Raw genomic sequence first — 25,339 nt, 5'->3', positions numbered from 1 at the left:
CAGATCAAGAGAAGTCATGTTCAAGCGAAACACCAGAGCCCTGGGGGGCGCCGCCTTGTGCGGCGCCCTGCTGGTCAGCGGCTGCGCCAATCAAATGTCGCAACGCAGCGAGCACGAGGAGCGGGTCGAGCGAAAGTTGCTCGATCACAGCCTGCAAATCGATGTAGGCGAACCCAAAGTGCTGGAACTACCGCAACGCCGGGTTCGCATTCACGAGCAGAAGACCTTTGAGGTCACCGAGTTCGAAGTCACCCGCCGTTACGATCGCTACACCCCCTACCAGCCCTGGCGCAAACTCTATGAGATGCCTTTGGGTGCCGTTGCACTGGTAGCGGGCGCGGGCGCCAACGTGGTGAATGTCTTCGCCCTCGGCAACCTGCCCACCAGCATGACGCGTGACTGGCTGAGCTACGGCGTGGACGGCATCAACCCGTTCATGAACGTGCAATCCCACGGCCGTGCGCAACAGAACCTGGCGGGTATCGATGAAGTGCAGCGCGACAAGCGCACGGAGTATTCGAGCCTGCCCTGGAGCGAGCGCCCGGTGCAAGTTACCGCCGGCAAGCAGACCCATGAGCTGACCACCGACCGCGATGGCGTACTGCGCCTGAACCTGTTGGACAGCCCATTTGCCGAGCAGGACCTGAACCGCGTCAGCACCTTGAAGATCAGCGTGGAAGATGGCCAGGACGATGTGCATTCCGACTCGACCCTGGCGATCAGCAACACCCTGCGCGGCAAGTTGCTCGAAGCCCATGGCCTGATCTACGACGACCTGGAAGATGACGAAGTGAACCAATGGGTGCACCGGGTCAAGCGCCTGTCGGAGCTGGGCCTGGAGGAAGAAGCCAGCGAGCTGGAACAAAGCCTGATCGAATTGACGCGCAATGATCCGGAGTTGCAGCAGGAGTTTCTGCAGGCGCTGACCAAGGATGCGGGAAGACTCGTCGCAGATCCTGGGGCACGCTGAGACTTCAGGCTGGATAAAAATCCAAATGTGGGAGCTGGCTTGCCTGCGATAGCGGTGTATTAGTCACAACATCAGTGACTGACACTGCGCTATCGCAGGCAAGCCAGCTCCCACATTTTTTTGATCCGGTTTCTACCAGGGAAATTGAAGCTGCTCGTTACCGCTGCTCAGGTCCAGCAACCGCACCCCAATCCCCAACAACCGCACCGGCTTCCCGCCCCGGTTAAACGCCTGGGTCAACAGCTGTTGATAACTCTCCAGATCCCGCCCTGCCCCGGCCTGCTCCAGCGTCGTCTGGGTAAAGTCATGAAACTTCACCTTAACGAACGGCTTGCCCGCGCGGTAGCTACTGTCTATACGCGCCATGCGCCCTGCCAGGGTTTCCATCAGCTCAGGCAGTTTCGCCAGGCAACTTGAGAGATCCGGCAGGTCCACGTCGTAGGTATTTTCCACACTGATCGATTGTCGGCGGCTGTCGTTCTGCACCACACGGTCATCAATCCCACGAGCCAGGCCCCAGAGCCGCTCGCCAAAACTGCCGAATTCACGCACCAGCGCCAGCTTGTTCCACTCGCGCAGTTGCAGGCAGTCTTCGATGCCCAGGCGCGCCAGCTTGTCGGCGGTGACCTTGCCGACACCGTGCAGCTTTTTCACTGGCAACTGCGACACAAAGTCTTCGACCTGATCCGGGGTGATCACAAACAGGCCGTTGGGTTTTTTCCAGTCGCTGGCGATCTTGGCCAGAAACTTGTTCGGCGCCACGCCGGCCGACACGGTGATGTGCAACTGGTTGGAGACGCGCCGGCGGATGTCCTGGGCGATGCGCGTGGCACTGCCGCCAAAATGCGGGCTGTCGGAGACATCCAGGTAAGCTTCGTCCAGCGACAACGGCTCGATCAGGTCGGTGTAGTCGCGAAAGATCGTCTGGATTTCCTTCGACGCTTCTTTATAAGCATCCATGCGCGGCTTGACGATGGTCAGGTCCGGGCACAGCTTCAAGGCGTGGCGCGATGACATGGCCGACCGCACGCCATAGGCCCGCGCCTCATAGTTGCAGGTTGCAATCACTCCTCGCCTGTCTGCCGAGCCGCCGACCGCCAGGGGCTTTTGCGCCAGGCTCGGGTCGTCGCGCATCTCGATGGCGGCGTAGAAGCAATCACAGTCGACGTGGATGATTTTGCGCTGCGTCATATAAACAGAGGGTGTAATCCAACGGGCGGCCAGTATCGCACTCACTCCTGTATATAGCACCAGTAGTTTGAATCTGCCGTTTGAGCGGTAGGAAATTTCCCAGATGAATTTATTTTCTCAATCGAAATCTACCCACCAATAGAACCCAAACCCTTGGCCAGACTGGCCCCGAGGCCTTCCAAAGCCCGTCTTGGAGAGCTAACCGCTTGAACCACAAGCGCTTTTCTTCAATTCACAGGTTGACACACCTGCGTTCCTCTGTAGAATGCCGACACACAGACGCGGGATGGAGCAGTCTGGTAGCTCGTCGGGCTCATAACCCGAAGGTCGTCGGTTCAAATCCGGCTCCCGCAACCAAACATCAAAAAAGGCTACTCGAAAGAGTGGCCTTTTTTGTGCGTGCCTGTTTTAGCCCTGCATGAAAATTGTAAGACAGAAAAAACGTTGCCCACCCTGCACTTACCGCACAAGGTGGCTGTGGAGTGACTAATTTCCACTTATTTGACCCATCAGACTATTAACGGTTGACACCTCGCCGCTGGGCTGTAGAATGCCGCCCACAGACGCGGGATGGAGCAGTCTGGTAGCTCGTCGGGCTCATAACCCGAAGGTCGTCGGTTCAAATCCGGCTCCCGCAACCAAACATCAAAAAAGGCTACTCGAAAGAGTGGCCTTTTTTGTATCCGGTGAAAAAGTTCTTCTGAAACAATGGTATGGCATCTTTCATGAAACCGTATTCGGTTTGCAGAGTCCATGTCATTGCAAGCTATGCTCAGTGCTCAAGCTCGACCCTCTACGACCAATGGCCGCTGTCGCCGCCCCCGACGATAAGCGTTAATATTTGTAATTATTTTGTCCATAGGGATTGGTAACTTGGCTGGATACCTCCATCCTGTCGCGCACAATCCACGAGGTGATTGATGCGCGCCAACTCGTCTGAACCACAAGACACCGTCACAGCGGAACAACCGATCACTCCCACCCGTTTGCGATGGCTGGATCTGTTGAGCAAATACCGTCAACCCATTGGGCTGGCCGTCACCCTGTTGCTGTTCGCTATCGCCCTGATCGCCTGCCGACACTTGCTGCTGGAGCTGGACCTTTACGCGCTCCACGACTCGATCCTGGAAGTGCCCAAGCCTGCCTTGCTCGGCGCATTTGCCGCCGCGGTCGCAGGTTTCATCATTCTATTGGGCTACGAATTCTCCGGCGCACGTTATGCCGGCGTAAAGCTGCCGGCCAAGACCCTGGCCATGGGTGGCTTCACCGCCTTTGCCATCGGCAATGCCATTGGGTTGTCGATGCTTTCGGGCGGTTCAGTACGCTACCGTTTATATGCACGCCATGGCATCGGTGCCTCGGAAGTGGCGCACATGACCGTGTTTGCCAGCCTGGCCTTGGGTACCGCCCTGCCGCCGTTGGCCGCACTGGCCACCTTGAGCAACTTGCCCGCGGCCTCGACCTACCTGCATTTGTCCCAAGGTTTGCTCGGTGGCATCGCCGGCGCGGTATTGCTGCTGTCAGTCGCACTGTGCATCGGTATTTATCGCCGGCGCCTGCCGGAACAACCTTACCCGGACAACCTGCTGGTCAAGGCCGGGCGTCGAACGCTGCGCCTGCCGGGCCGCCGCCTGACCTTCCTGCAACTGATCATCACCGCGCTGGATGTGGCCGCTGCCGCCACCGTCCTTTATATGTTGCTGCCGGAAGCGCCGCCGTTCGGCCCGTTCCTGCTGGTGTATTTGCTGGCCCTGGCTGCCGGTGTACTCAGCCATGTGCCGGGTGGCGTGGGCGTGTTCGAGGCAATTCTGCTGGCCGCGTTTGCCGACAAACTCGGCGCCGCGCCATTGGCCGCCGCCCTGCTGTTGTACCGGATGATCTACGTGGTTCTGCCGCTGCTGATCGCCTGTATCTTCCTGTTGGTCAACGAAGCCCAGCGCCTGTTCCAGACCCAGCAAAGCCTGCGGGTTGCTTCGGGCCTGGCGGCGCCGGTGCTGGCCGTACTGGTTTTTTTGTCCGGCGTGGTCCTGCTGTTTTCCGGCGCCACGCCGGAAATCGACTCACGCCTGGAAAACATCGGCTTCCTGATTCCCCACCGCCTGATTGATGCCTCGCACTTCGGTGCCAGCCTGATCGGCGTGTTGTGCCTGCTGCTCGCCCAAGGCCTGCGTCGACGTTTGTCGGCGGCCTGGATGCTGACCATGGTGCTGCTGCTGACCGGCGCCCTGCTCTCGCTGCTCAAAGGCTTCGACTGGGAAGAAGCCAGCCTGATGATCATGACGGCGGTGCTGCTGGCGATCTTCCGTCGCTCGTTTTACCGCGCCAGCCGCCTGACTGAGCTGCCGTTCTCGCCGCTGTACCTGGTGGCCAGTGTCTGTGTGCTGGGCGCCTCGATCTGGCTGCTGCTGTTTGCCTATCAAGACGTGCCGTACAGCCATCAGCTGTGGTGGCAGTTCACCCTGGACGCCAACGCCCCACGGGGCCTGCGTTCATTGCTGGGTGCGGCGGTGTTGCTGGTGATCGTGTCGTTGACCTGGCTGTTGCGCACTGCGCGCCCGGTCATTCACTTGCCGACACCGGATGAGCTGGAGCGTGCCACCAAGATCCTGATGGCCTCCTCGCAACCCGACGGCGGCCTGGCGCTGACCGGCGACAAGGCGTTGCTGTTCCACCCCAACGATGAAGCCTTCCTGATGTACGCCCGTCGCGGGCGCAGCCTGGTGGCCCTGTACGACCCGATCGGCCCGACTCAGCCCCGCGCGGAGATGATCTGGCAGTTCCGCGACCTGTGCGATATCCATCACGCGCGCCCAGTGTTCTACCAAGTACGCGCCGAGAACCTGCCGTACTACATGGACATTGGCCTCACCGCGATCAAGCTGGGCGAAGAAGCCCGCGTCGACCTCAAACGCTTTGACCTGGAAGCCAAGGGCAAAGAGATGAAGGACCTGCGCTACACCTGGAACCGTGGCACCCGGGACGGCCTGTCCCTGGAGATCTGCGACCCGGGCCAGGCGCCGATGGATGAGCTCAAAGTCATCTCCGATGCTTGGCTGACCGGCAAGAACGTGCGGGAAAAGGGCTTCTCCCTCGGACGTTTCAGTGACGACTACCTCAAGCACTTTCGCATCGCGATCATTCGCTTCGAAGGGCGCCCGGTAGCCTTCGCCAACCTGCTCGAGACCTACAACCATGACCTGGCCAGTCTCGACCTGATGCGTGCGCACCCGGACGCGCCGAAGCTGACCATGGAATTCATGATGGTTGGCCTGATTCAACATTATAAGAACCATGACTACGCCCGCTTCAGCCTCGGCATGGTGCCGTTGTCGGGCCTGCAACCGCGCCGTGGTGCGCCGCTGACCCAACGCCTGGGCTCGATGGTGTTCCGCCGCGGCGAGCAACTGTATAACTTCCAAGGTTTGCGCCGCTTCAAAGACAAGTTCCAGCCTGACTGGGAACCCCGTTATATGGCCGTGCCCGCAGGACTTGATCCGCTGGTGGCACTGGCCGATACCGCCGCCCTGATTGCGGGCGGCTTGACTGGATTGGTGAAACGCTGATGATTCGACGCTCCTGGCGGTATGTATTGGCCTTAGTAGTGCTGCTCGCGCTGATCGCGGCGGGTGGCTTTTGGTACTGGAACCGCCCTGCCCCGCAACCGATCCTGGAACAACTGCCCCAGGCCGACGGTTCGGTGATGACCCGTGTGACGCCTAACGGCTCGGCCAAGGCCCGCGTGGCCGTGGCTGTAATGGCCGATGAGACCTTGAGCGACAGCCAACTGATTGCCCTGAGCCAGGGCGGCTCGGCGCAAATCGTTCAAGTGATCCTGCCAAAAGATGACTGCAAGTTGCAGGAACAAGCCCTGCAAAGCGCCCTGGCCCAGCTTAAAGGCCCGGCGACGCTGGTCAGCGGCATCGGCCCTGGCGCCGCGCTCGCCTGGCGCTGGCTGGCCACACAGAACGACGACAAGGCCAACGCCATCTCCGTCGGCTTCGCCCTGGTCCAGGAAGGTTGCAAGGACCCGCTGCCGAAGACCTCTGCCCATGGCAATTGGCTGGTGGCGTGGAACGATAACCCTGACGATGAAAGCGCCAGTTTCGTACGCGATACACCGCGCGCGACTACCAGCATCAGCGACTACGACATTCACTACCCACAAGTACTGAACAACGAACTGCGCAAGCAATTGGTCGGTTCGGACAACGGCGGCCTGGCGATTCCGGTGGTCGAAGTACCGGCTGGCCAAGCCAAGGACACCGTTACCCTGTTCCTCTCCGGTGATGGCGGCTGGCGTGACCTGGACCGCGATGTGGCCGGTGAAATGGCCAAGATCGGCTACCCGGTGGTCGGCATCGACACCCTGCGCTACTACTGGCAGCACAAGACCCCGGAACAAAGCGCCAAAGACCTCACCGAGCTGATGCAGCACTACCGCCAGAAGTGGGGCACCAAGCGCTTCGTACTGACCGGCTATTCGTTCGGCGCCGACGTACTGCCAGCGATCTACAACCGCATGCCGGAAAGCGAACAGCAGCGTGTCGACGCCATTATCCTGCTCGCATTCGCACGCACTGGCAGCTTTGAAATCGAAGTGGAAGGCTGGCTGGGCAATGCCGGCAAAGAGGCCGCCACTGGCCCGGAAATGGCCAAGCTGCCAGCCGATAAAGTGGTGTGCATCTACGGTGCTGAAGAAGTCAACGAGAGTGGTTGCACCGATACCACTGCTGTGGGCGAGGCGGTGAAGCTGCCGGGCGGGCATCACTTTGATGAGAACTACCCGGCGCTGGCTCAGCGCTTGGTGGATATCATTGTGAAGCACCAGGCTAAAGACAAAGCTGAGTAATCCAAGGCTGCCCACAAAGCTGAGCGTGGGCACCTCTGTGGGAGCTGGCTTGCCTGCGATAGCATCACCTCGGTCTGTCTGATAGACCGAGGCGTCCGCATCGCAGGCAAGCCAGCTCCCACACAAGCCCGCTCCCACAGTTGTTTTGTGGTGTGGCTCAGACTCAGCGCGGTTCGATATGCGCAATCATCAGTTGCACAGTTTCATTGCCACGAAACTCGTTCACATCCAGCTTGTAGGCCAATTCCACCCAACGCACCGTCGGGTTCGGCCACACCTCACGGTCCACACCAAACGCAATGCCGTCGAGCTTCACTGACCCGCATTCGCTCTTGAGCACCACTTTAAGGTGCCGCTCGCCAACCACACGCTGTTCAACCAACTGAAACACACCGTGAAACAACGGCTCGGGAAAGTGCTGGCCCCATGGCCCGGCATGGCGCAGTGCGCGCGCCAACTCGAGGTGAAACTCTTCCACCGCCAACGTGCCGTCCGTCAGCAGGCGACCGGTGAGGTCTTCTTCACGCAGCTGCCGGCGCACTTCGGCATCAAAGGCTTCGGCAAACAGCGGGAAGTTTTCCTCGGGCAAGGTCAGGCCGGCGGCCATGGCATGGCCGCCGTATTTGGCGATCAGGTTGGGATGCTGGCTGGCGACCACCGCGAGGGCATCACGGATGTGAAAACCCTGCACAGAGCGCCCCGAGCCCTTGAGCAGGCCGTCACCGGCATCGGCGAAGGCGATGGTCGGGCGGAAATACCGCTCTTTCATACGCGAGGCCAGAATACCGATCACACCTTGGTGCCATTCCGGGTCGAACAGGCACAAGCCGTAAGGCATCGACTCCACGGGCAAGTCCTTGAGCTGGGCCAGGGCCTCGCGCTGCATGCCTTGTTCGATGGATTTGCGGTCCTGGTTCATGCCGTCCAACTGCGCGGCCATTTCCCGCGCCGCCGCCACGTCGCTGGTGAGCAGGCATTCGATGCCCAGGCTCATATCATCCAGGCGCCCGGCCGCATTGAGGCGTGGCCCGAGGATAAAACCGAGGTCGGTGGAGGTGATACGCGCCGCATCGCGCTTGGCCACTTCGAGAATCGCCTTGATCCCCGGCCGCGCACGCCCGGCACGAATACGCTCCAGGCCCTGATGCACCAGAATGCGGTTGTTGGCATCCAGCGGCACCACGTCAGCGACGCTGCCCAAGGCGACCAGATCAAGCAGTTCGCCAATATTTGGCTGGGGTTTGTTGTCGTACCAGCCCAGGCTGCGCAACCGCGCGCGCAGGGCCATCAGCACGTAAAAGATCACACCCACGCCGGCCAACGCCTTGCTGGGGAACTCGCAGCCAGGCTGGTTCGGGTTGACAATGGCATCCGCCGCCGGCAATTCATCACCCGGCAAGTGGTGGTCAGTGACCAATACCTGCAACCCGGCGGCCTTCGCCGCCGCCACGCCTTCAACGCTGGAGATGCCGTTATCCACGGTGATCAGCAGCTGCGGCTCGCGCTGCAGCGCCACAGCGACGATTTCCGGGGTAAGCCCGTAGCCGTATTCGAAGCGGTTGGGCACCAGGTAATCGACATGCGCCGCGCCGAGCAAACGCAGGCCCAACGTGCCCACGGTACTGGCCGTGGCGCCATCGGCGTCGAAGTCACCGACGATGAGGATACGCTGGCGCTGCTCCAGGGCCGTCACCAGCAGGTCTACCGCCGCGTCGATGCCCTTGAGTTGCTGGTAGGGAATCAACCGCGCCAGGCTCTTGTCCAGCTCAGCCTCCGACTGCACCCCGCGTGCGGCATAGAGACGGGTCAACAGCGGTGGCAATTCACCGAGAAACGGCAGGACAGCGGGCAACGGGCGAGGATCGATACGCATGGGACGAAGGGGAATTCTCTGTAGTGGATATTAGTAATGGGCTTCAAGCTTCAAGCTTCAAGCTTCAAGCTTCAAGCTTCAAGCTTGCAGCTAAAAGCTTGCCGCTTGAAGCTCCACCTCTTCAGCCGCGTTCGCCGACCAGCCACTCCAGCTGCACTTCATGCTGGCCACGGTCGTCAGTCACGAAAATAGTGCCTTCGCTGATCATCACGTCCCACTTGATCACGCGCGGCATGTCCTTGGCCAGGGTCTCGAGGACTTCCTGCGGCACGGCGGCGATGTGGACGTTCTTGAGGTTCTTGGCCACCGGCACCACTTTGCCTTCCCATACGCGCAGGCTGCCATAGGCCAGCAGGCTGGTGCGCTCGGTACGGCGTGAGCACCAGGTCAAGCGGTCGGCGTCGGGCTGGCCGACTTCAATCCAGTGCAGAACCCGATCATCCAGGCTTTTTTCCCACAGGGCTGGCTCGTCTACATCTGACAGGCCACGCCCGAACGCCAACTGCTCGTTGTACCAAAGGGCGTAGGCCAGCAGCCGCACGGTCATACGTTCTTCGGTTTCCGAAGGGTGGCGGGCGATGGTCTGCTTGACGCTCTCGTACACCGAGCGATCGAGGTCGGTGAGGTTCAGTTCAAATTTGTAGGTCGTGGACGGCTGGGCCATGAACGGGCTTCTAAAGACAGGGAAAGGTCGCCAGTCTAACCGATGGGGCAGCCATTGAACGAATACTGCGCTGCATCATGCTTATCCCTGGGCCGCTCGCCTATGTTAAAAGGCATGACACCACCGCCCCTGCTTGCTAAGGATCCTCATGTCGTTTAATGCCAAACCGCTCGCCGGCCTGAAAGTCATCGAACTGGGCACCCTGATCGCCGGACCGTTTGCCTCACGTATCTGCGCCGAATTCGGTGCCGAGGTGATCAAGGTCGAATCCCCCGATGGCGGCGACCCGCTGCGCAAGTGGCGCAAGCTGTACGAAGGCACGTCGCTGTGGTGGTTTGTGCAGGCGCGCAATAAAAAGTCGCTGACCCTGAACCTCAAGCACCCGGATGGCCTGGCGATTCTTAAACAGCTGCTGGCGGACGCCGACATCCTGATCGAAAACTTCCGCCCCGGTGTGCTGGAAAAACTCGGTTTGAGCTGGGAAACCCTGCACGCGCTGAACCCCAAGCTGGTGATGGTGCGCCTCTCCGGTTTCGGCCAGACCGGCCCGATGAAAGACCAGCCGGGCTTTGGCGCGGTGGGCGAGTCCATGGGCGGTCTGCGCTACATCACAGGCTTTGAAGATCGCCCGCCGGTGCGCACCGGGATTTCCATCGGCGACTCCATCGCGGCTCTGTGGGCGGTGATCGGCGCGCTGATGGCGTTGCGTCACCGTGAGGTCAACGGCGGGCTCGGCCAAGTGGTGGATGTGGCGCTGTACGAAGCCATCTTCGCGATGATGGAAAGCATGATCCCGGAGTTCGACGTGTTCGGGTTTATCCGCGAGCGCACCGGCAACATCATGCCCGGCATCACGCCTTCCTCGATTCATACCAGTGCTGACGGCAAGCATGTGCAGATCGGCGCCAATGGCGATGCCATCTTCAAGCGCTTCATGAGCGCCATCGGCCGCGACGATTTGGCCAATGACCCGGCCCTGGCCAGCAATGACGGGCGTGACAGCCGCCGTGACGAGCTTTACGGGGTGATTGATCGGTGGGTCAACTCGCTGCCGCTGGAGCAAGTGGTCGAGCAACTGAACAAGGCAGAAGTACCCGCCAGCCGTATCTACAGCGCCGAAGACATGCTCGGCGACCCGCAGTTTCTGGCCCGGGAAATGTTCCTCAAGGCGCAGCTGCCAGGTGGCAAGGACTTCAAGATGCCAGGCATCGTGCCCAAGCTCTCCGAGACGCCGGGCAGTTGCGAATGGGTTGGGCCGCAGTTAGGGGAGCACAACAGCACGGTGCTCAATGAGCTGGGTTACGACGCCGCCGCCATCACCCGTTTGCGTGAGGATGGCGCGATCTGATGGTTCGCCCGTACGTCCGCCTGCTCCTTGTAAGCACGCTGCTCGGCGGCTGGTCGCTCTCGGCTCAGGCCGAGGACACACTGACCTGGCTGCTGCGCGACCTGCCGCCAATGACCATCTTCGAAGGCCCGCAAAAAAACCAGGGCGCACTCGACCAACTGTTGCCGATGCTCATGGAGCACCTGCCGGAGTATCGTCATCAAGTGATGCACGTCAACCGCGCGCGCGGCATTCAAATGTTGCGTGCTCAATCCCTGACCTGTGACCCATCGCTGCTGTGGACGCCGGAGCGCGCCCAGTACGTGGTGTTTTCCGCCCAGGCATTCGTGACGGTCAGCAATGGGGTGACGATCCAGCGCAGCCACCAGGCGGCCATGGCGCCCTATATCGTCGAGGGTCAGTTTGACCTGCAAGCCTTTCTCAAATCCCATACGGCGCGCATTGGCGCCACTGCCGAACGCAGTTACGGCCCCGCCGTCGATGAACAGCTAAAGCACGCCGACCCGCACACCCTGGCCCTGCATTACGGCAATGACGCCCTTGGCAGCCTGTTGCAGATGCAGCGCCTGGGGCGGCTGGAGGCGGTGCTGGGTTACCCGCCGGAAATCCGCTATCACGCCCAGCAACAGGGAATTGCGGCCCACGACCTGCTGTTCTTTCCCATCAAGGGCTCAGCGCCTTACCAACGCACGCATATCGCTTGCTCCAACACGCCGCAAGGTCGCCAGGCCATGCAGCGAATCGATCAGGCATTGGGCGAGATTCCACTGGAGCAGGTGCAACAGTCCTACGCCTCGTGGTTAGACCCAGTGATGCGCGAACAGTATTTGTCGCACAACCCGAGTTTCTTCCTCGACTCTCCCGAGCCCTGAGCACCGAGACCTGACCCTCAGCGAGGCAAATCCCAGGCAAAAAGAAACCCCGAAGAGTGGGGAGACACTTCGGGGTTAAACGTGGCCTACAAAGACCAGTACAACAAGCCACAAACACCGGAGCACAATGTTTGCTCTTGCCGTTAAAAAATCTGACCGGGCATGGCGTAGGAAGTTTCGCCAATTAAACAATTCTTCATGCGATCACGCTGCCGCGAGTCTGTGCGGCGTTGCGCAAGGCGGCAATAACCGAGGGTTCCAGGCGCCCTTCGGCGATTTTAAGGTCGCGCAGCAGGCAATCGACCACATCCACCAGCACGCGCTTATCGGTCAATTGCGCGCGATCGACTTCCCGCTCGACGACAATAGCGCCAGCCGGGTTCTTCACGGTCACCAGGCACTCGCCCTGCACACCCGAGGTGGTCAACGTAACCTGATAAGGGCTCAGTGCTTCTTCGAGCAATAGGCTGATACTTTCCATCTCGATCACCACTCAATCATTCGAATAAAGTTCGAAAAACAAAAATGTCACCAAGGTGCTGACATTCAAGTGACCCGTGCCCGCAGCAGAAAGTTCGACCTTTTGTATCGTCGTCTGCCCGAGTCAACCGAGCATGCACGGCAAAGATGACAGAGAGAAAACAACCTCCAACAGGCTAGAATCCCTGGATTATCCTGGGAGCCTGCCGTGAAAGCCGCGTCTGAAGCGCCACTGCGCATCGTCCTCGCCGACGACCACCCGATTTTTCTGATTGGTTTGCGCGCCGTGTTGGAGCGTGACGAACGGGTACGCATCGTCGCCGAGGCCAATTCGCCCCAAGCCCTGATTGAACAGCTGAACACCTGTGCCTGTGATGTGCTGGTGACCGATTTCATGATGCCCGCCGAGCCTCAGGCCGACGGGCTGCGCCTGATAGAACAGTTGCGTCGGTACCATCCCGAGCTGCCGATTGTGGTGGTGACCATGCTCAATAACGCCGGCTTGTTTCATTCCATTCTGAAACTGGGGGTCATGGGCTTGCTGAGCAAGGCCAGCTTGGCCGATGAGCTGCCGCAAGCAATTCACCACGTGCGGCAAGGGCGTCCTTATGTGGCCCACGCCATTCGCCAGGCACTGAGCCTTGCCGGGGAAGTCGGCGCCGACCGCCTGCAGTCGCAGCAACAGCTGTCACCTCGGGAACTGGAGGTGATCCGCCTGTTGGCTGCCGGGTTGGCGGTGGGCGAGATCGCCGCGCAACTGCATCGCAGCAAGCAGACGGTCAGCGCGCACAAGGTCAGCGCCATGCGCAAGCTGGGCCTTGGCAACGATGCCGCGCTGTTTATCTATGTGCAGGAACACGGGCTGGCATAGCCTGAAACGCGATCCATTGCTTGAGCGCCTCGACCTCCATTGGCCGCGCGATAAAACAGCCTTGCAGCCAGGCCGCGCCCAATTCTCCGACGCCATGGTAATCGGCGGCGCTTTCCACCCCGGTCACCACCACGCCAATGCCCAAGTGCGCAGCCATGCTCATGGCACCCGCCACCACGGCAGCCTTGCGATCATCCTCGGCCATGCCACTGGCAAACACCGGAGGGATCTTCAGCTCAGTGAAGGGCAACGCCAGCAGGCTCTGCAGGCTGGTGCCACCGACGCCGAAATCACCAATGGACAACTTGCACCCCATCATCCGCAAGCGCAGCAGCCCGGTGAGGTGGGCACTGTCGGTTTTTAACCGTGAGGTCTCCACCAACTCCAGGGTCAGCCCATGGGCCGGCACGCCGTGCAGTTGCAGCAGGCCTTGCAGTACTTGGGGAAAGTGCGGTCGCTCCAGCATGCGCCCGGGAATATTCACCGCTACAGGCAGCAGTTGCCCGGTTTGGCCCATGACCTGGCCAGCCAGGCCCAGTGCCTGCTCCAGTACGTGCCAAGTGAAGGCCTCTTCCATGCCGGCAAACTCCAGCACCGGCAAAAAGTCGTCAGGCAACAGCAGCTCATTTTCATTAGATTGCCAACGGGCCAGGGCCTCGACCCGTTGCAGCACGCCGTCCTGGCTGACGATAGGCTGATACCAAACCCGGCCACAGCGCGCGATGCTGGCCTGGCTGACGTCCGCCGAGGGTGGCAACGGCTCGCGCTCGCTCAGGTCGAGCAGATGACGCACCCGCGCCCATGAGGTCACCGGCGGCCCCGCACGCAAGCGCGCCTGGCAGTCCATCAACACTTGCCCGACCAGCTTGGCCGACGCGGGCTTGGGCAAGCACGCCAGCACATTCAGCCCCTGTTGCCGCGCCATATTGGCCACGCCTTCGAGCACGTCCGGTTCGGCATTGCTGAGCAGGATCAGCACCTGGGCCAGGCTGCGCTCGGCCAGTTCGCGGATCAACTCCAGGCCATCGCCCTGCTCCAGGTACAGATCGCAAATGGCGATGTCCACCGGGCCGGCACTGTCCAGGGACTGGCGCGCGGCTTCAACCGTCTCGGCGGTGAGTACGTTGAACACGCCGTTGGCATTGAGCATCTGGTGCAGCGCCATCAGTTGAAACGGGTTGTCTTCAAGGATCAGCACTTTGAGGGAACGCATGGGCAACTCTGTCGGCAGCGGGCAAAGACCGGCACAGTAACCAAAAGCTGCAGGGCGCCCCATAGGACGTGTCCTAAACGTTATGCCGTTCAAGGTCTTTGGGCTGACGCAGTCAAGTAAGGCAATTGAGAAATGGAACCGGCAAAAGGCAACCTGTGGCGAGCAGGCTTGCCACAGTGAAAGGGTTCGTCCTCGAATGAAGGGGATTAGCCAAACAGCTGAAAGCCATGACCCTAAATGCGAGCGTCCAGGTAGGGTTGCAGGTCGCGACGGAACACCATCAACGCTTGGGACAACCTTGACCACGGCGCCTCAAGTTCGCTGCCGCGCGCCTCACGTGCGCAGCTCTCCAGGGCCATGCACGCCTTGGCCAGCGGCAGCGCATCGACCAGAGAGCAAATGCCCTTGAGCCGATGCAACGCAGCATTCAAGCGCGCCATGTCTTGCTCGACCAAGGCCATCTCCATCACTTCATGCTCGCGGTCCAGGCTCCTGGCCAACTCTTGCAGCATGCTGTGCAGCACCGGCCCTTCAGCCTGGGTCATGGTGCGCAGGGTCTGGATATCAAAAGAGCGTGGCGCCGCCCGTTCTGCCAGCACCTGAGCCCAGCGCTGCAACGTGATCGGCTTGACCAACAGCTCATCCATGCCGACTTCGTTGCCACGCTGCTGTTCATCCTGCATGGCATTCGCGGTGCAACCGATCACTGCGCAACGCGGTAACTGCTCAGTGGCTTCAATCCGTCGGATCGCCTGGCTCAGCTCATAGCCGGACATGCCCGGCATCTGGCAATCGGTGACCAGCACGTCAAAGCGTTGCTGCGACCATGCCTGCAACGCGCCCTGCGCTGAATCGACGGCGACCACGTGATGGCCGAGGAACTCCAACTGCTGCACCAGTACCAGACGGTTGGCCGCCAGGTCATCGACCACCAGCACCGACAGGCTGCGACCGGCAGGCGGCAATGCAACACCCACGGGTGCCGGTACGTCGTCAGTGCTGATCCGCGCCAGGTGCAGGTCGATGCACACCACCGTACCTGCGCCCACGACACTGTTGAGGTGAATGCTACCGCCCATCAACTCCACCAACTGCTGGCAGATACTCAAACCCAGGCCGGTGCCGCCATGCTCGGCTGCGGTCGAAGCGCTCATTTGCACAAACGGCTTGAACATCCTCGCTTGCTGATCGGCCCCAATCCCCGGACCGCTGTCTTCCACGCACAGGTGCAGGTATTCGGCGCCGGCCTCATCGTGCCGGCAATCGACACTGATACGCACCCCGCCGTGCTGAGTAAACTTGAGCGCATTGCCCAAAAGGTTGTGCATCACTTGGCGCAAGCGCAGCGGGTCGAACCAGTAATAACCCTGGGCTGCCGGGTCAAACGCCAGGGTCAGGTGCAGGCCCTTTTTTTGCGCCGTGGCCTCGAACAAGCGCTGGATACCTTCGAAAAAGCCCTTCAGCTCAGTCGATTGCGGTGCCAGTTGCATATGGCCCGACTCAATCTTGGCAAGGTCCAGGCTGTCGCCCATCAACGCAATCAGCTCACGTGCCGAGCGATGGGCTACCTGCAAGGCGTCGGACACAGGCTGGCCGGCTGCCAGGCAGCGTTCCTGCTCCAGTTCGAGCAAGCCGATGATGGCGTTCATCGGTGTACGAATCTCGTGGCTCAGGGTTGAGAGAAACGCACTTTTGGCGTAGTTCGCTTCGTCGGCGGCCTGACGCGCGTCCATTAATTGATGCTCCAGGACTTTGCGCTCGTTGATGTCGATCCAGCCACCCAGCAACCCCTGCAAACGGTTCTCGGCGTCAAAGAACGGCACAGTCCATTGGTACACGTGAACGCTGCCGCCGTTGAGTTCCAGCTCCCGGTCGACAAACAGCGGTTGTTGCGTGGCCAGTTGCACCATATGGCCTGCATGCAGGCGCGCGGCGGTGAGTTCGGGCATCACCGCGCTTTCCATCAAGGTCAGGCCCTGGATCTTTTCAAGGCGAGTTGCCAATTGCTGTTCATAACTTTTGTTGCAGGTCACCAGGCGCCCGGCCAGGTCGCGCACGAATAGCGGGTTGGGCATGCCGTCGAGCAAGGCGCGCTTGAAGGCCAATTGGTCATTGAGCCGACGTTCAGCCTCCAGCCGCTGGTGGATCTGGCGCTTGAGCCGGCTGTTCCACACCAGCGACACCAGCACAAACAGGATCGCCATGGCCACCGTCCAGTAAGCCCAGGCAGGGACACGCTGCCAGGCCGGCACCGGAATCGCCACCGCGCCGATCCAGCGCAGGCGCAAGGCGCTCAGCTCGGCGACCGGCAAGGCTTCCAGCGCCTTGTTCAGAATGCTTAACAGTTCAGGCTGGTCCTTGCGCACCGACAGGCTGTTGGCCGACCACTTGCCATCGACGCTGCGGCCAATGCGCAGGCCATCCTGTGGGTAACTCTGCACTTCCACTTCTGTTTGCAGCGTGGCAGCCGCTTCGCCGCGTCTTACCCAGTCACGGGCCTGGGTGTAATCAGTGACCAAGCGCAGGTTGATCTGCGGGTACGCCTGGCGAATGTAGGGCTCAAGTACATGCCGTGCCGGCAGCACCAGCACCTTGCCGGCCAACTGATCCAGGCCGGTCAGCGGCGCCGCATCAGCAGGCTCGACAAACACCCAGCCAGAGCCACCGAAACTGTGGCTGAAGTTGAGCAGCGCCTGGCGCTCCTGATTCTCGGCCAAGGTGGTGTTCATGTCCGCCCTGCCCGTTTCCAGCCAGCTCAGGGTTTGCGCAGTGGAATGCGCCTCCTCGAAGACAAACTGTAAACCGGTCATGCGCGAAATCCGGTTAAGCAGGTCAACGTTCAAGCCCACCCAGCGGTCGTCCTTGTCTCTGAACACGTAAGGCGACATTTGCTGGGCCGCCACCACCACATGCGGGTGCTGCAACACCCACGCCCGCTCCGAGGCCGACAGCGCAATGCGCTCAACACCAAAACCGACACCCAGTCCGGTGGTCCAGCGCGCGAGAATTTCGCGCTGCACCGACTCATCGATGCTCGCCAGCGCGCTGTCCATCATGGCACCGAGCAACGGGTCGGCCTGGCGAGTGGCAAACGCGAAGCCGATCGGGGGCAAGCGACTTTCTTCTTTGATCTGCAACCTCAGGTAAGGCCGCAGCGACTTGTAGGCGCGCACGATGACTTCGTTGCCGATAAACGCATCGGCGTCGCCCTGATTGAGCGCCTCCAGCCCACTGTAGAGGTTGGGCGCAAGCATGATGTGGCTGCCGGGGTAGGCGGCATGCACGTTCTTGACGTTGGCATAGCCATCGAGCAACACCAGCTTCTTGCCCGTCAGATCGTCGCCCTGGCTATCGTCGCGACACAGTACTACTACCGACCGGTCGGGCATGTAGTCGCGGGTAAACTGCAAACCGGGTACATCACGCTCATAGCCATTGGCGCTGGTGAGAATGTCAATGGCACCGTTGCGCAACGCCTCGACCGCCTGGGCGCGTTCGGCAAAACCGAGCACCTGCATCGACACACCCAGGCGCGCACCGACCAGGCTCAGGTAATCGGCACTGATGCCCTGGTAGCGATTGCGGTCGCGGGTGATATCAATCGGCTGATAGTCATCAATGGAAATCCCCACCTTCAAGGTCCGATGGGCTGCCAGCCACTGCTGCTGCGCCGGCGCCAGCGGCAACGGCTCCAGCGGGATAAACGCCGGCACCAGTTTGAAAGGCAGGCTGACGGCGGCCAGGCCCATTGGCACTTGGCCAAGCAAGAGCACACACGCCAAACGCACCGTCCATTGGATTACTGCATGCACCGATTGGGTTTCCTTGAGTGTTCGGGTTAAGCGCCTGCGCAAGCATGGCCCGCCAGAATGAAAAAGCCCGTCACGAAGACGGGCTTGATCTGCCGCGCAGCCACTGATGAATCAGAGTGGCTTGCCGCGATTGCCATGCTGGCTGACAAACGCCTGCACAGCTTTCAGGTCATTGGCCAGCACGGTGCAGCGCTCTTCGCGCTCGAACAGGTCAGCCAGGTGCTGCGGTAACTCCAGCGCCTTGCCAACGCCGGCCTTCTCCACCGCTTCCGGGAATTTTACCGGGTGGGCGGTGCCCAAAATCACCATCGGGATGTCCAGGCTGCGACGGCATTCGCGTGCGGCCTTCACACCGATAGCGGTGTGCGGGTCGAGCAGCTCGCCGGTCTGCGCATAGACTTGGGCGATGGTTTCGCAGGTTTGCGCATCGTCCACAGCCAGGGAGTCGAACAGCTTGCGGGTTTCGGTCCAGCGCTCTTCATCAACGCTGAAACCACCGCCGCTCTTGAAGGTATCCATCAAACCGGCAATGGCTGCGCCGTTGCGACCGTGCATGTCGAACAGCAGGCGCTCGAAGTTCGACGAGACCATGATGTCCATCGATGGCGACAGCGTGGCGTGCAGGGTTTCCTTGACGTACTGGTTGCCGCTCATGAAGCGGTGCAGGATGTCGTTGCGGTTGGTGGCGACGATCAACTGGTTGATCGGCAGGCCCATGTTGCGCGCCAGGTAACCGGCGAAGATGTCGCCAAAGTTGCCGGTCGGCACCGAGAACGACACCGAACGCGCCGGGCCGCCCAACTGCAGGGAGGCGTGGAAGTAGTAGACGATCTGGGCCATGATCCGCGCCCAGTTGATCGAGTTCACCGCCACCAAACGCGTACCTTTGAGGAAGCTCTGGTCAGCGAAGCTGTTCTTGACCATTTCCTGGCAGTCATCGAAGTTGCCTTCGATGGCGATGTTGTGGATGTTCTCACCGAAGATGGTGGTCATCTGGCGACGCTGCACCTCCGACACGCGCTTGTGCGGGTGCAGGATGAAGATGTCGACGTTCTCGCAGTGCTTGCAACCTTCGATGGCCGCCGAGCCGGTATCACCGGAAGTGGCACCGATGATCACCACGCGCTCGCCGCGCTTTTGCAGCACGTAATCGAGCAGGCGACCGAGCAGTTGCAGGGCGAAGTCCTTGAACGCCAGGGTCGGGCCGTGGAACAGCTCCAGTACCCACTCATTGCCGTTCAGTTGACGCAGGGGTGCGATGGCGTTGTGGGAAAACACGCCATACGTTTCTTCCAGAATCTTTTTGAAATCCGCATCGGGGATGCTGCCGGTAACAAACGGGCGCATCACCCGGAACGCCAGTTCGTGATACGGCAGGCCGGCCCACGAGGCGATCTCTTCCTGAGTGAAACGTGGCAGGTTTTCCGGCACGTACAGGCCGCCGTCAGTGGCAAGGCCGGCGAGCAAAACGTCTTCGAAGTTCAGGGCCGGTGCCTGGCCGCGGGTGCTGATATAACGCATAGGAGCAAACCTTCGGTTTGAGCTGCGAGCTTTAAGCTACAAGCTTCAAGTTAGAGCGAATCGGCTTTTACTTGTCGCTTGTGGCTTGGCGCTTGCCGCTGAATTAATTTAGATGTTCAACACGGATGCGCACCACCGGCCCAACCACGCCCTGCAACGCTTCAAGCGCGGCAATGGCATCGTTGATGTGCTGCTCGAGCACGCGGTGGGTCAGCAGGATCATCGGCACCAGGCCGTCTTGTTCCTCGACTTCCTTCTGCATGATCGACTCGATGTTGATGCCGCGCTCCGAGAGGATGCTGGCCACTTGGGCCAACACGCCTGGGTGATCCTTGGCCTGGATGCGCAGGTAGTAAGCGCTTTCACAGGCTTCGATCGGCAGGATCGGGTGGGCCGACAGCGAATCCGGCTGGAAGGCCAGGTGCGGCACGCGGTTTTCCGGGTCGCTGGTCATGGCGCGAACCACGTCCACCAGGTCGGCGATCACCGACGAAGCGGTCGGCTCCATGCCGGCGCCCGCGCCGTAGAACAGGGTGGAGCCGGCGGCGTCACCGTTGACCATCACGGCGTTCATCACGCCATTGACGTTAGCGATCAGGCGGTCAGCCGGGATCAGCGTCGGGTGTACACGCAATTCGATACCGGCCGGGGTGCTGCGCGCCACACCGAGGTGCTTGATGCGGTAGCCCAGGGCTTCGGCGTAGTTCACGTCGGCGGTGGTGAGCTTGGTGATGCCTTCGGTGTAGGCCTTGTCGAACTGCAGCGGAATGCCAAAGGCGATGGACGCCAAAATGGTCAGCTTGTGCGCTGCGTCGATGCCTTCTACGTCGAAGGTCGGGTCGGCTTCGGCGTAACCCAAGGCTTGAGCTTCGGCCAGCACGTCTTCGAAGGTGCGGCCTTTCTCGCGCATTTCGGTGAGGATGAAGTTGCCGGTGCCGTTGATGATGCCGGCCACCCAGTTGATACGGTTGGCAGACAGGCCTTCACGGATCGCCTTGATCACCGGGATGCCACCGGCCACGGCGGCTTCGAACGCGACAATCACACCCTTTTCACGCGCCTTGGCGAAGATCTCGTTGCCGTGTACGGCGATCAGCGCCTTGTTGGCGGTGACCACGTGCTTGCCGTTTTCGATGGCCAGCAGCACCAGCTCGCGGGCCACGGTATAACCGCCAACCAGCTCGATGACGATATCGATTTCAGGGTTGGTGGCCACAGCGAAGACATCGTTGGTAATCGCAATACCGGTCGTTTGGAACTGAGGCTTTGGCGTACGCGTGGCAATTTGCGCCACTTCAATCCCACGCCCTGCACGGCGGGAAATTTCTTCAGCATTACGCTGAAGTACGTTCAAGGTGCCGCCACCGACGGTCCCTAACCCACAGATGCCTACTTTGACCGGTTTCACTGAAGAACTCCCCATGAAACGGCCGACTCAAGGTCGGCCGTGGTAAACAGCCGCACAACTGCGGCTCTCAATTAATGCCCCGTCGACTGTTCGACGGGGCATGATCGTCAAAGGCTCGACGATGACTGCTTACTTCGCACCCAGTGCCAGTTTGGCAACTTGTGGCGCCGGCTGGTAGCCCGGAATCACTTGGCCGTCAGCCAAAACGATGGCCGGTGTACCGTTCACGCCAATCGACTGGCCGAGGGCGAACTGCTTGGAAACCGGGTTGGCACATTTGGCCGCCTTGATTTCCTTGCCATCGACCATTTCGTCCATGGCCGATTTCTTGTCGGCCGAACACCATACGGCTTGCAGTTGCTCGTCACCCGGCGAACCCAGGCCCTGGCGCGGAAACGCGACGTAGCGCACTTCGATACCGGCCTTGTTCAGCGCAGGCACTTCGGCGTGCAGCTTGTGGCAGTACGGGCACGTGGTGTCGGTGAACACGGTAATGTGGGTCTTGGTCTCGCCAATGGCTGGGTAAACCACGGTTTCAGCCACCGGAATGCCGTTGATCAGCTTGGACACGCCCAGGCGCTCGGCCTTCTCGGTCAGGTTGACCGGCTTGCCGTCTTTAAGCTGGAACAGGTAGCCCTGGACGATGTACTGGCCATCGGCACTGGCGTACAGCACACGGCTGCCCTTGAGCTTGACTTCATACAGGCCGGCCATGGGGCTGGCGCTGATGCTTTCGATCGGGGTGTCGAGCTTCAGGTCCGCCAAACTCTTGCGAATGGTTTGTTCGGCGGCGTCATCGGCGACAACAAAGGTGGAAACCAACGCAATCGCTGCGGCGGCAATAATCTGGGTCAAGCGCATGGGAACTCCTGAAGGCAGATGCAGGGACGGCTGTGGAACACCGCTTGGAAACGCGGGCAGTGGCCGTCCCCTTTGCTAACCGGCAAAGCCTACCACAGTTGGGCGCCAGGGCAGCCGGTGGCGGGACAAATTGGCGGCTTTCAACCGCGTGGGTGGTGCTTGGCGTGCATCTCCTGCAAGCGTGCACGTGCCACATGGGTGTAGATCTGAGTTGTGGACAAGTCGCTGTGGCCCAGCAGCATTTGCACCACGCGCAAATCCGCGCCGTGGTTGAGCAAATGCGTGGCGAATGCATGGCGCAAGGTATGCGGCGACAGCGCCTTGCCGATCCCGGCGACCTTGGCCTGGTGCTTGATACGGTGCCAGAAGGTCTGGCGAGTCATCTGCTCGCCGCGCAGGCTGGGGAACAGCACATCGCTGGGTCGCCCACCAAGCAGCTCATTGCGGGCGTCACGCATATAGCGCTCCACCCACACAATCGCCTCCTCGCCCATCGGCACCAACCGCTCCTTGCTGCCTTTGCCCATCACGCGCAACACGCCCTGGCGCAGGTTGACTTGCTCCAGGGTCAGGCTGATCAGCTCGGTCACGCGCAAACCGCAGGCATACAAGACCTCAAGCATGGCGCGGTCGCGCTGGCCGATGGCTTCGCTCAGATCGGGGGCGGCGAGCAAGGCATCGACGTCAGCTTCCGACAAGGATTTAGGCAATGGCCTACCGAGCTGGGGCATGTCGATTTGTAGGGTCGGGTCGACGGCAATCAGCTTTTCCCGCAGCAAATAGCGATAAAACCCACGTACGCCCGAGAGAAATCGCGCCGTGGAACGCGGTTTGTAGCTCTGCTCCAGGCGCCAGGCCAGGTGATCGAGGATCAACTCACGACCGGCATTGATCAGTTCAAGGTTTTTGTCCTGCAACCAGCCATTGAACAAAGCCAAGTCGCTGCGATAAGCCTGGCGGGTGTTGTCCGACAGGCCTTTTTCCAGCCACAGGGCGTCGAGGAAGCGGTCGATCAGGGGATGGTCAATGGCGGGCATGGGCACTCAAGCAGCGCAGCACAGGGCTTTGCGCAAATTATTTAGTGAACTGTTACAACGGGCACTAGTCTTTCATAGCCCGCTATTTCAAGGAACAGGAAGCTTCAATGAGCGAACAACAGATTCTGCTGGCATTTGGTGGCATTGGCGTGGCCGCGTTGGCCTGCCAATGGCTGGCATGGCGCCTGAAACTTCCCGCCATTCTGTTTCTGTTGGTCAGCGGAATCCTGGCAGGGCCAGTGCTGGGCTGGCTGAATCCTCAGGAAATGTTCGGCCCGCTGCTGATGCCATTGGTATCCCTGGCCGTAGCACTGATCCTGTTTGAGGGCAGCCTCACGCTGCACCTTTCGGAATGGAAGGAGATCGGCAGCGTCGTGCATCGCCTCGTCACGGTCGGCGCCCTGTCGACATGGGCCGTCATTACCCTGGCTACCCACTGGCTGCTGGGTTTTGACTGGATGCTCGCCCTGCTTTTCGGCACCTTGACGCTGGTGACCGGGCCTACCGTGATTGTGCCCATGTTACGTGTCGTGCGGCCAAAAGCCTCGATCGCCAATATCTTACGCTGGGAAGGCATTGTCATTGACCCGATTGGTGCGCTGCTCGCCGTGGTGGTCTACAGCTTTATTATCGCTCGCGCGTCAGGCGACGGCTTGAGTCACAGCCTGCTGACCTTTGGCGGCGTGATCCTGTGCGGCAGCCTGTTCGGAGTCGCCGGTGGTTGGGTGTTGGGGCAGATCATGCGCCGGCAATGGCTGCCGGAATACCTGCATAACCTGGCTACGCTGGCTGGCGTTCTGGGAATTTTCATCGCCTCCAACGCGGTGATGCATGAGTCCGGCCTGCTGGCCGTGACGTTGATGGGCATGTGGATGGCCAATATGAAGGGCGTTGACGTACGCCACATCCTGCATTTCAAGGAAAACCTCAGCGTCCTGCTGATTTCCGGGTTATTCATTCTGCTGGCCGCGCGCCTGGACCTGAACGCCCTGATTGCCTTGGGGCCGTTCGTACTGATCCTGTTACTGATCATTCAATTTATTGCGCGACCTTTGAACGTCGCGCTTTCGACCTTTGGTTCCGGCCTGAACTGGCGTGAACGTGCCCTGCTGTCTTGGATTGCACCTCGCGGGATCGTGGCCGCAGCCGTGTCGGCGATTTTCGCCATTCGCCTGGATGAGGCCGGTCATGAAGGCGCACTGTTACTGGTGCCACTGACATTCGCGGTGATTATCGGCACCGTTGTCCTGCAAAGCGCCACGGCCCGCCCACTGGCACGCCTGCTGAAAGTCGCCGAGCCTGCGCCCAGCGGCTTCCTGATCGTCGGCGCGAACGGCCCGGCGCGCATCCTGGGCAAAGCCTTGCAACAACTGGGCAGCCGAGTGCTGCTGACCGACTCCAGCTGGGAAAACATCCGCGCCAGCCGAATGGAAGGGCTACCCACTTACTTCGGCAACCCGGCATCACAGCATGCCGAATCGCATCTGGATCTGGTCGGCCTCGGGCATTTGCTGGCGCTCTCACCTTCGGGCGAACAGAACACTTTGGCCGCCATGCGCTTTCGCCACGATTTTGGGCATCGTCTGTTCGCCCTGGCCAGCAGCCAGGAAAGCCGTCGCACCGATAAGCACCGGGCCAGCCACGAGCACCGTGGCCATTTGCTGGGCAGCCAACCCCTGAGCTACACCAAACTTGCGAGCCTGCTGGGCCAAGGTGCAGAGCTGTATAGCACCAACCTGACCGAAGGCTTCAGCTGGGAACAGTACCAGGCGCTGCATGGTGACCGCGCGACGCTGCTGTTTGCCCGCGATACCGCAGGCTGGGTACACGTGGTGACCCCGGACAGCAGCTTGAAACCCGTAGCTGGCTGGACCTTGCTGGCCGTGATTCAACCAGAAAACAACACAGCCGAATAAGTCAGTCGGCAAAACCCGGTAATACCGGCACAGGGCGTTTGTCAGCATCAATCGCGACAAAACTGAACACGCCCTGGATCGCCTTTTCACGGCCATCGGCACTCATGCTCTCGACGAATACTTCAACCTCGACCTTGAGGCTGGTGTTACCCACTTTGATTACGCGGCCGATCAACTCGACGATGGAGCCGGCCGGGATCGCGTGGTTGAAGTCGATACGGTCGGTGGACACGGTCACCAGTGGCAAGCGGCAAAAGCGCGTGGCGGTGATGAACGACACTTCATCCATCCACGCCAGCGCAGTGCCGCCGAACAGGGTGTTGTGGTGGTTGGTGGTCGGCGGGAACACGGCTTTGGTCACGTGAGTGACGGACAGGTCGGTGCGGCGCTGGATTTCTTCGAGGCGGGTGGTCATGGGCAAATACCGGTAAACAGACAAATTTCAGGCACAAA

At 60.6% G+C, this 25,339-nt stretch carries 18 protein-coding genes and 2 tRNA genes; 9 read left to right on the top strand and 11 right to left on the bottom strand.

The window, feature by feature from the left end; genetic code table 11:
* Positions 1-16: 16 nt before the first annotated feature.
* Entirely contained in the window at positions 17-970 is a 954-nt protein-coding gene (locus tag ACQY47_RS20265) for a hypothetical protein (protein WP_236446494.1), read from the top strand.
* A 132-nt stretch (positions 971-1,102) separates the two neighbouring features.
* Here the strand turns inward: ACQY47_RS20265 and dinB are convergent, their stop codons facing one another.
* Positions 1,103-2,161 carry a DNA polymerase IV gene (dinB, locus tag ACQY47_RS20260; protein ID WP_099549358.1) on the bottom strand — a complete coding sequence of 353 codons (1,059 nt, stop codon included), beginning with the start codon at positions 2,159-2,161 and terminating at the stop codon, positions 1,103-1,105.
* Positions 2,162-2,441: 280 nt separating this feature from the next.
* Between dinB and ACQY47_RS20255 the strand changes: the two genes are divergently transcribed.
* The 4 genes from ACQY47_RS20255 to ACQY47_RS20240 all read left to right on the top strand — a co-directional run bounded on the left by ACQY47_RS20255 (position 2,442) and on the right by ACQY47_RS20240 (position 7,010).
* A tRNA-Met gene (locus tag ACQY47_RS20255) sits at positions 2,442-2,518 on the top strand.
* Positions 2,519-2,725: 207 nt separating this feature from the next.
* Positions 2,726-2,802: transfer RNA gene (locus ACQY47_RS20250), tRNA-Met, on the top strand.
* A 279-nt stretch (positions 2,803-3,081) separates the two neighbouring features.
* On the top strand, positions 3,082-5,724 hold the full coding sequence (gene mprF, locus ACQY47_RS20245; protein ID WP_017139740.1) for a bifunctional lysylphosphatidylglycerol flippase/synthetase MprF: 2,643 nt from the start codon (positions 3,082-3,084) through the stop codon (positions 5,722-5,724).
* On the top strand, positions 5,724-7,010 hold the full coding sequence (locus ACQY47_RS20240; protein WP_138452077.1) for a virulence factor family protein: 1,287 nt from the start codon (positions 5,724-5,726) through the stop codon (positions 7,008-7,010). Before mprF ends, ACQY47_RS20240 begins: the two co-directional genes overlap by 1 nt.
* 163 nt (positions 7,011-7,173) lie before the next feature.
* On the opposite strand, the gene recJ is transcribed toward ACQY47_RS20240, so the two are convergent.
* Positions 7,174-8,883: a single-stranded-DNA-specific exonuclease RecJ gene (gene recJ / locus ACQY47_RS20235; protein WP_138449273.1), complete on the bottom strand. Its 1,710-nt coding sequence runs from the start codon at positions 8,881-8,883 to the stop codon at positions 7,174-7,176.
* A gap of 121 nt (positions 8,884-9,004) precedes the next feature.
* Positions 9,005-9,547, bottom strand: coding sequence for a YaeQ family protein (locus ACQY47_RS20230; RefSeq protein WP_099549357.1), 543 nt, complete (start codon positions 9,545-9,547; stop codon positions 9,005-9,007).
* 148 nt (positions 9,548-9,695) lie between these two features.
* On the opposite strand from ACQY47_RS20230, the gene ACQY47_RS20225 reads away from it, so the two are divergent.
* Both ACQY47_RS20225 and ACQY47_RS20220 read left to right on the top strand, forming a co-directional pair.
* Positions 9,696-10,895 carry a CaiB/BaiF CoA transferase family protein gene (locus ACQY47_RS20225; RefSeq protein ID WP_099549356.1) on the top strand — a complete coding sequence of 400 codons (1,200 nt, stop codon included), beginning with the start codon at positions 9,696-9,698 and terminating at the stop codon, positions 10,893-10,895.
* Positions 10,895-11,767 carry a TIGR02285 family protein gene (locus ACQY47_RS20220; RefSeq protein ID WP_236460765.1) on the top strand — a complete coding sequence of 291 codons (873 nt, stop codon included), beginning with the start codon at positions 10,895-10,897 and terminating at the stop codon, positions 11,765-11,767. Before ACQY47_RS20225 ends, ACQY47_RS20220 begins: the two co-directional genes overlap by 1 nt.
* A gap of 196 nt (positions 11,768-11,963) precedes the next feature.
* Here the strand turns inward: ACQY47_RS20220 and ACQY47_RS20215 are convergent, their stop codons facing one another.
* Positions 11,964-12,248 (bottom strand): DUF3509 domain-containing protein, encoded by a 285-nt coding sequence (locus tag ACQY47_RS20215; protein WP_026013896.1) that lies wholly within the window; start codon positions 12,246-12,248, stop codon positions 11,964-11,966.
* Positions 12,249-12,455: 207 nt separating this feature from the next.
* On the opposite strand from ACQY47_RS20215, the gene ACQY47_RS20210 reads away from it, so the two are divergent.
* Positions 12,456-13,118 (top strand): response regulator, encoded by a 663-nt coding sequence (locus ACQY47_RS20210; RefSeq protein WP_428551335.1) that lies wholly within the window; start codon positions 12,456-12,458, stop codon positions 13,116-13,118.
* On the opposite strand, the gene ACQY47_RS20205 is transcribed toward ACQY47_RS20210, so the two are convergent.
* From ACQY47_RS20205 to xerD, 6 genes are all read right to left on the bottom strand, one after another.
* Positions 13,087-14,331 carry an EAL domain-containing response regulator gene (locus ACQY47_RS20205; RefSeq protein WP_428551332.1) on the bottom strand — a complete coding sequence of 415 codons (1,245 nt, stop codon included), beginning with the start codon at positions 14,329-14,331 and terminating at the stop codon, positions 13,087-13,089. The two genes, ACQY47_RS20210 and ACQY47_RS20205, sit on opposite strands and share 32 nt — an antisense overlap.
* A 233-nt stretch (positions 14,332-14,564) precedes the next feature.
* Positions 14,565-18,143 carry a transporter substrate-binding domain-containing protein gene (locus ACQY47_RS20200; RefSeq protein ID WP_428551329.1) on the bottom strand — a complete coding sequence of 1,193 codons (3,579 nt, stop codon included), beginning with the start codon at positions 18,141-18,143 and terminating at the stop codon, positions 14,565-14,567.
* 111 nt (positions 18,144-18,254) lie between these two features.
* A complete protein-coding gene (gene thrC / locus ACQY47_RS20195; RefSeq protein WP_428551326.1) occupies positions 18,255-19,664 on the bottom strand; it encodes a threonine synthase in 1,410 nt (469 codons plus the stop codon).
* A gap of 103 nt (positions 19,665-19,767) precedes the next feature.
* The gene (locus ACQY47_RS20190) at positions 19,768-21,072 is read right to left on the bottom strand and encodes a homoserine dehydrogenase (RefSeq protein WP_017139729.1); all 1,305 of its coding nucleotides are present in this window, start codon (positions 21,070-21,072) and stop codon (positions 19,768-19,770) included.
* A 129-nt stretch (positions 21,073-21,201) separates the two neighbouring features.
* Positions 21,202-21,933, bottom strand: a complete 732-nt coding sequence (locus ACQY47_RS20185) for a thioredoxin fold domain-containing protein (RefSeq protein ID WP_428551322.1) — start codon at positions 21,931-21,933, stop codon at positions 21,202-21,204.
* Between the two features lie 140 nt (positions 21,934-22,073).
* The gene (gene xerD, locus ACQY47_RS20180) at positions 22,074-22,970 is read right to left on the bottom strand and encodes a site-specific tyrosine recombinase XerD (protein ID WP_428551319.1); all 897 of its coding nucleotides are present in this window, start codon (positions 22,968-22,970) and stop codon (positions 22,074-22,076) included.
* Positions 22,971-23,077: 107 nt separating this feature from the next.
* Here xerD and ACQY47_RS20175 point away from each other — a divergent pair, with 107 nt between their 5' ends.
* Entirely contained in the window at positions 23,078-24,886 is a 1,809-nt protein-coding gene (locus tag ACQY47_RS20175) for a cation:proton antiporter (RefSeq protein WP_428551316.1), read from the top strand.
* Between the two features lies 1 nt (position 24,887).
* On the opposite strand, the gene ACQY47_RS20170 is transcribed toward ACQY47_RS20175, so the two are convergent.
* Complete coding sequence (locus ACQY47_RS20170) at positions 24,888-25,301, bottom strand: acyl-CoA thioesterase (protein ID WP_016977715.1); 414 nt, start codon at positions 25,299-25,301, stop codon at positions 24,888-24,890.
* Positions 25,302-25,339: the final 38 nt, after the last annotated feature.

The organism is Pseudomonas edaphica (genome assembly GCF_965277385.1).
GTDB classification, from domain to species: Bacteria; Pseudomonadota; Gammaproteobacteria; order Pseudomonadales; family Pseudomonadaceae; genus Aquipseudomonas; species Aquipseudomonas edaphica.
Note: the sequence above shows the minus strand (reverse complement) of the source record. Positions and strands in the feature narration are given on the sequence as shown.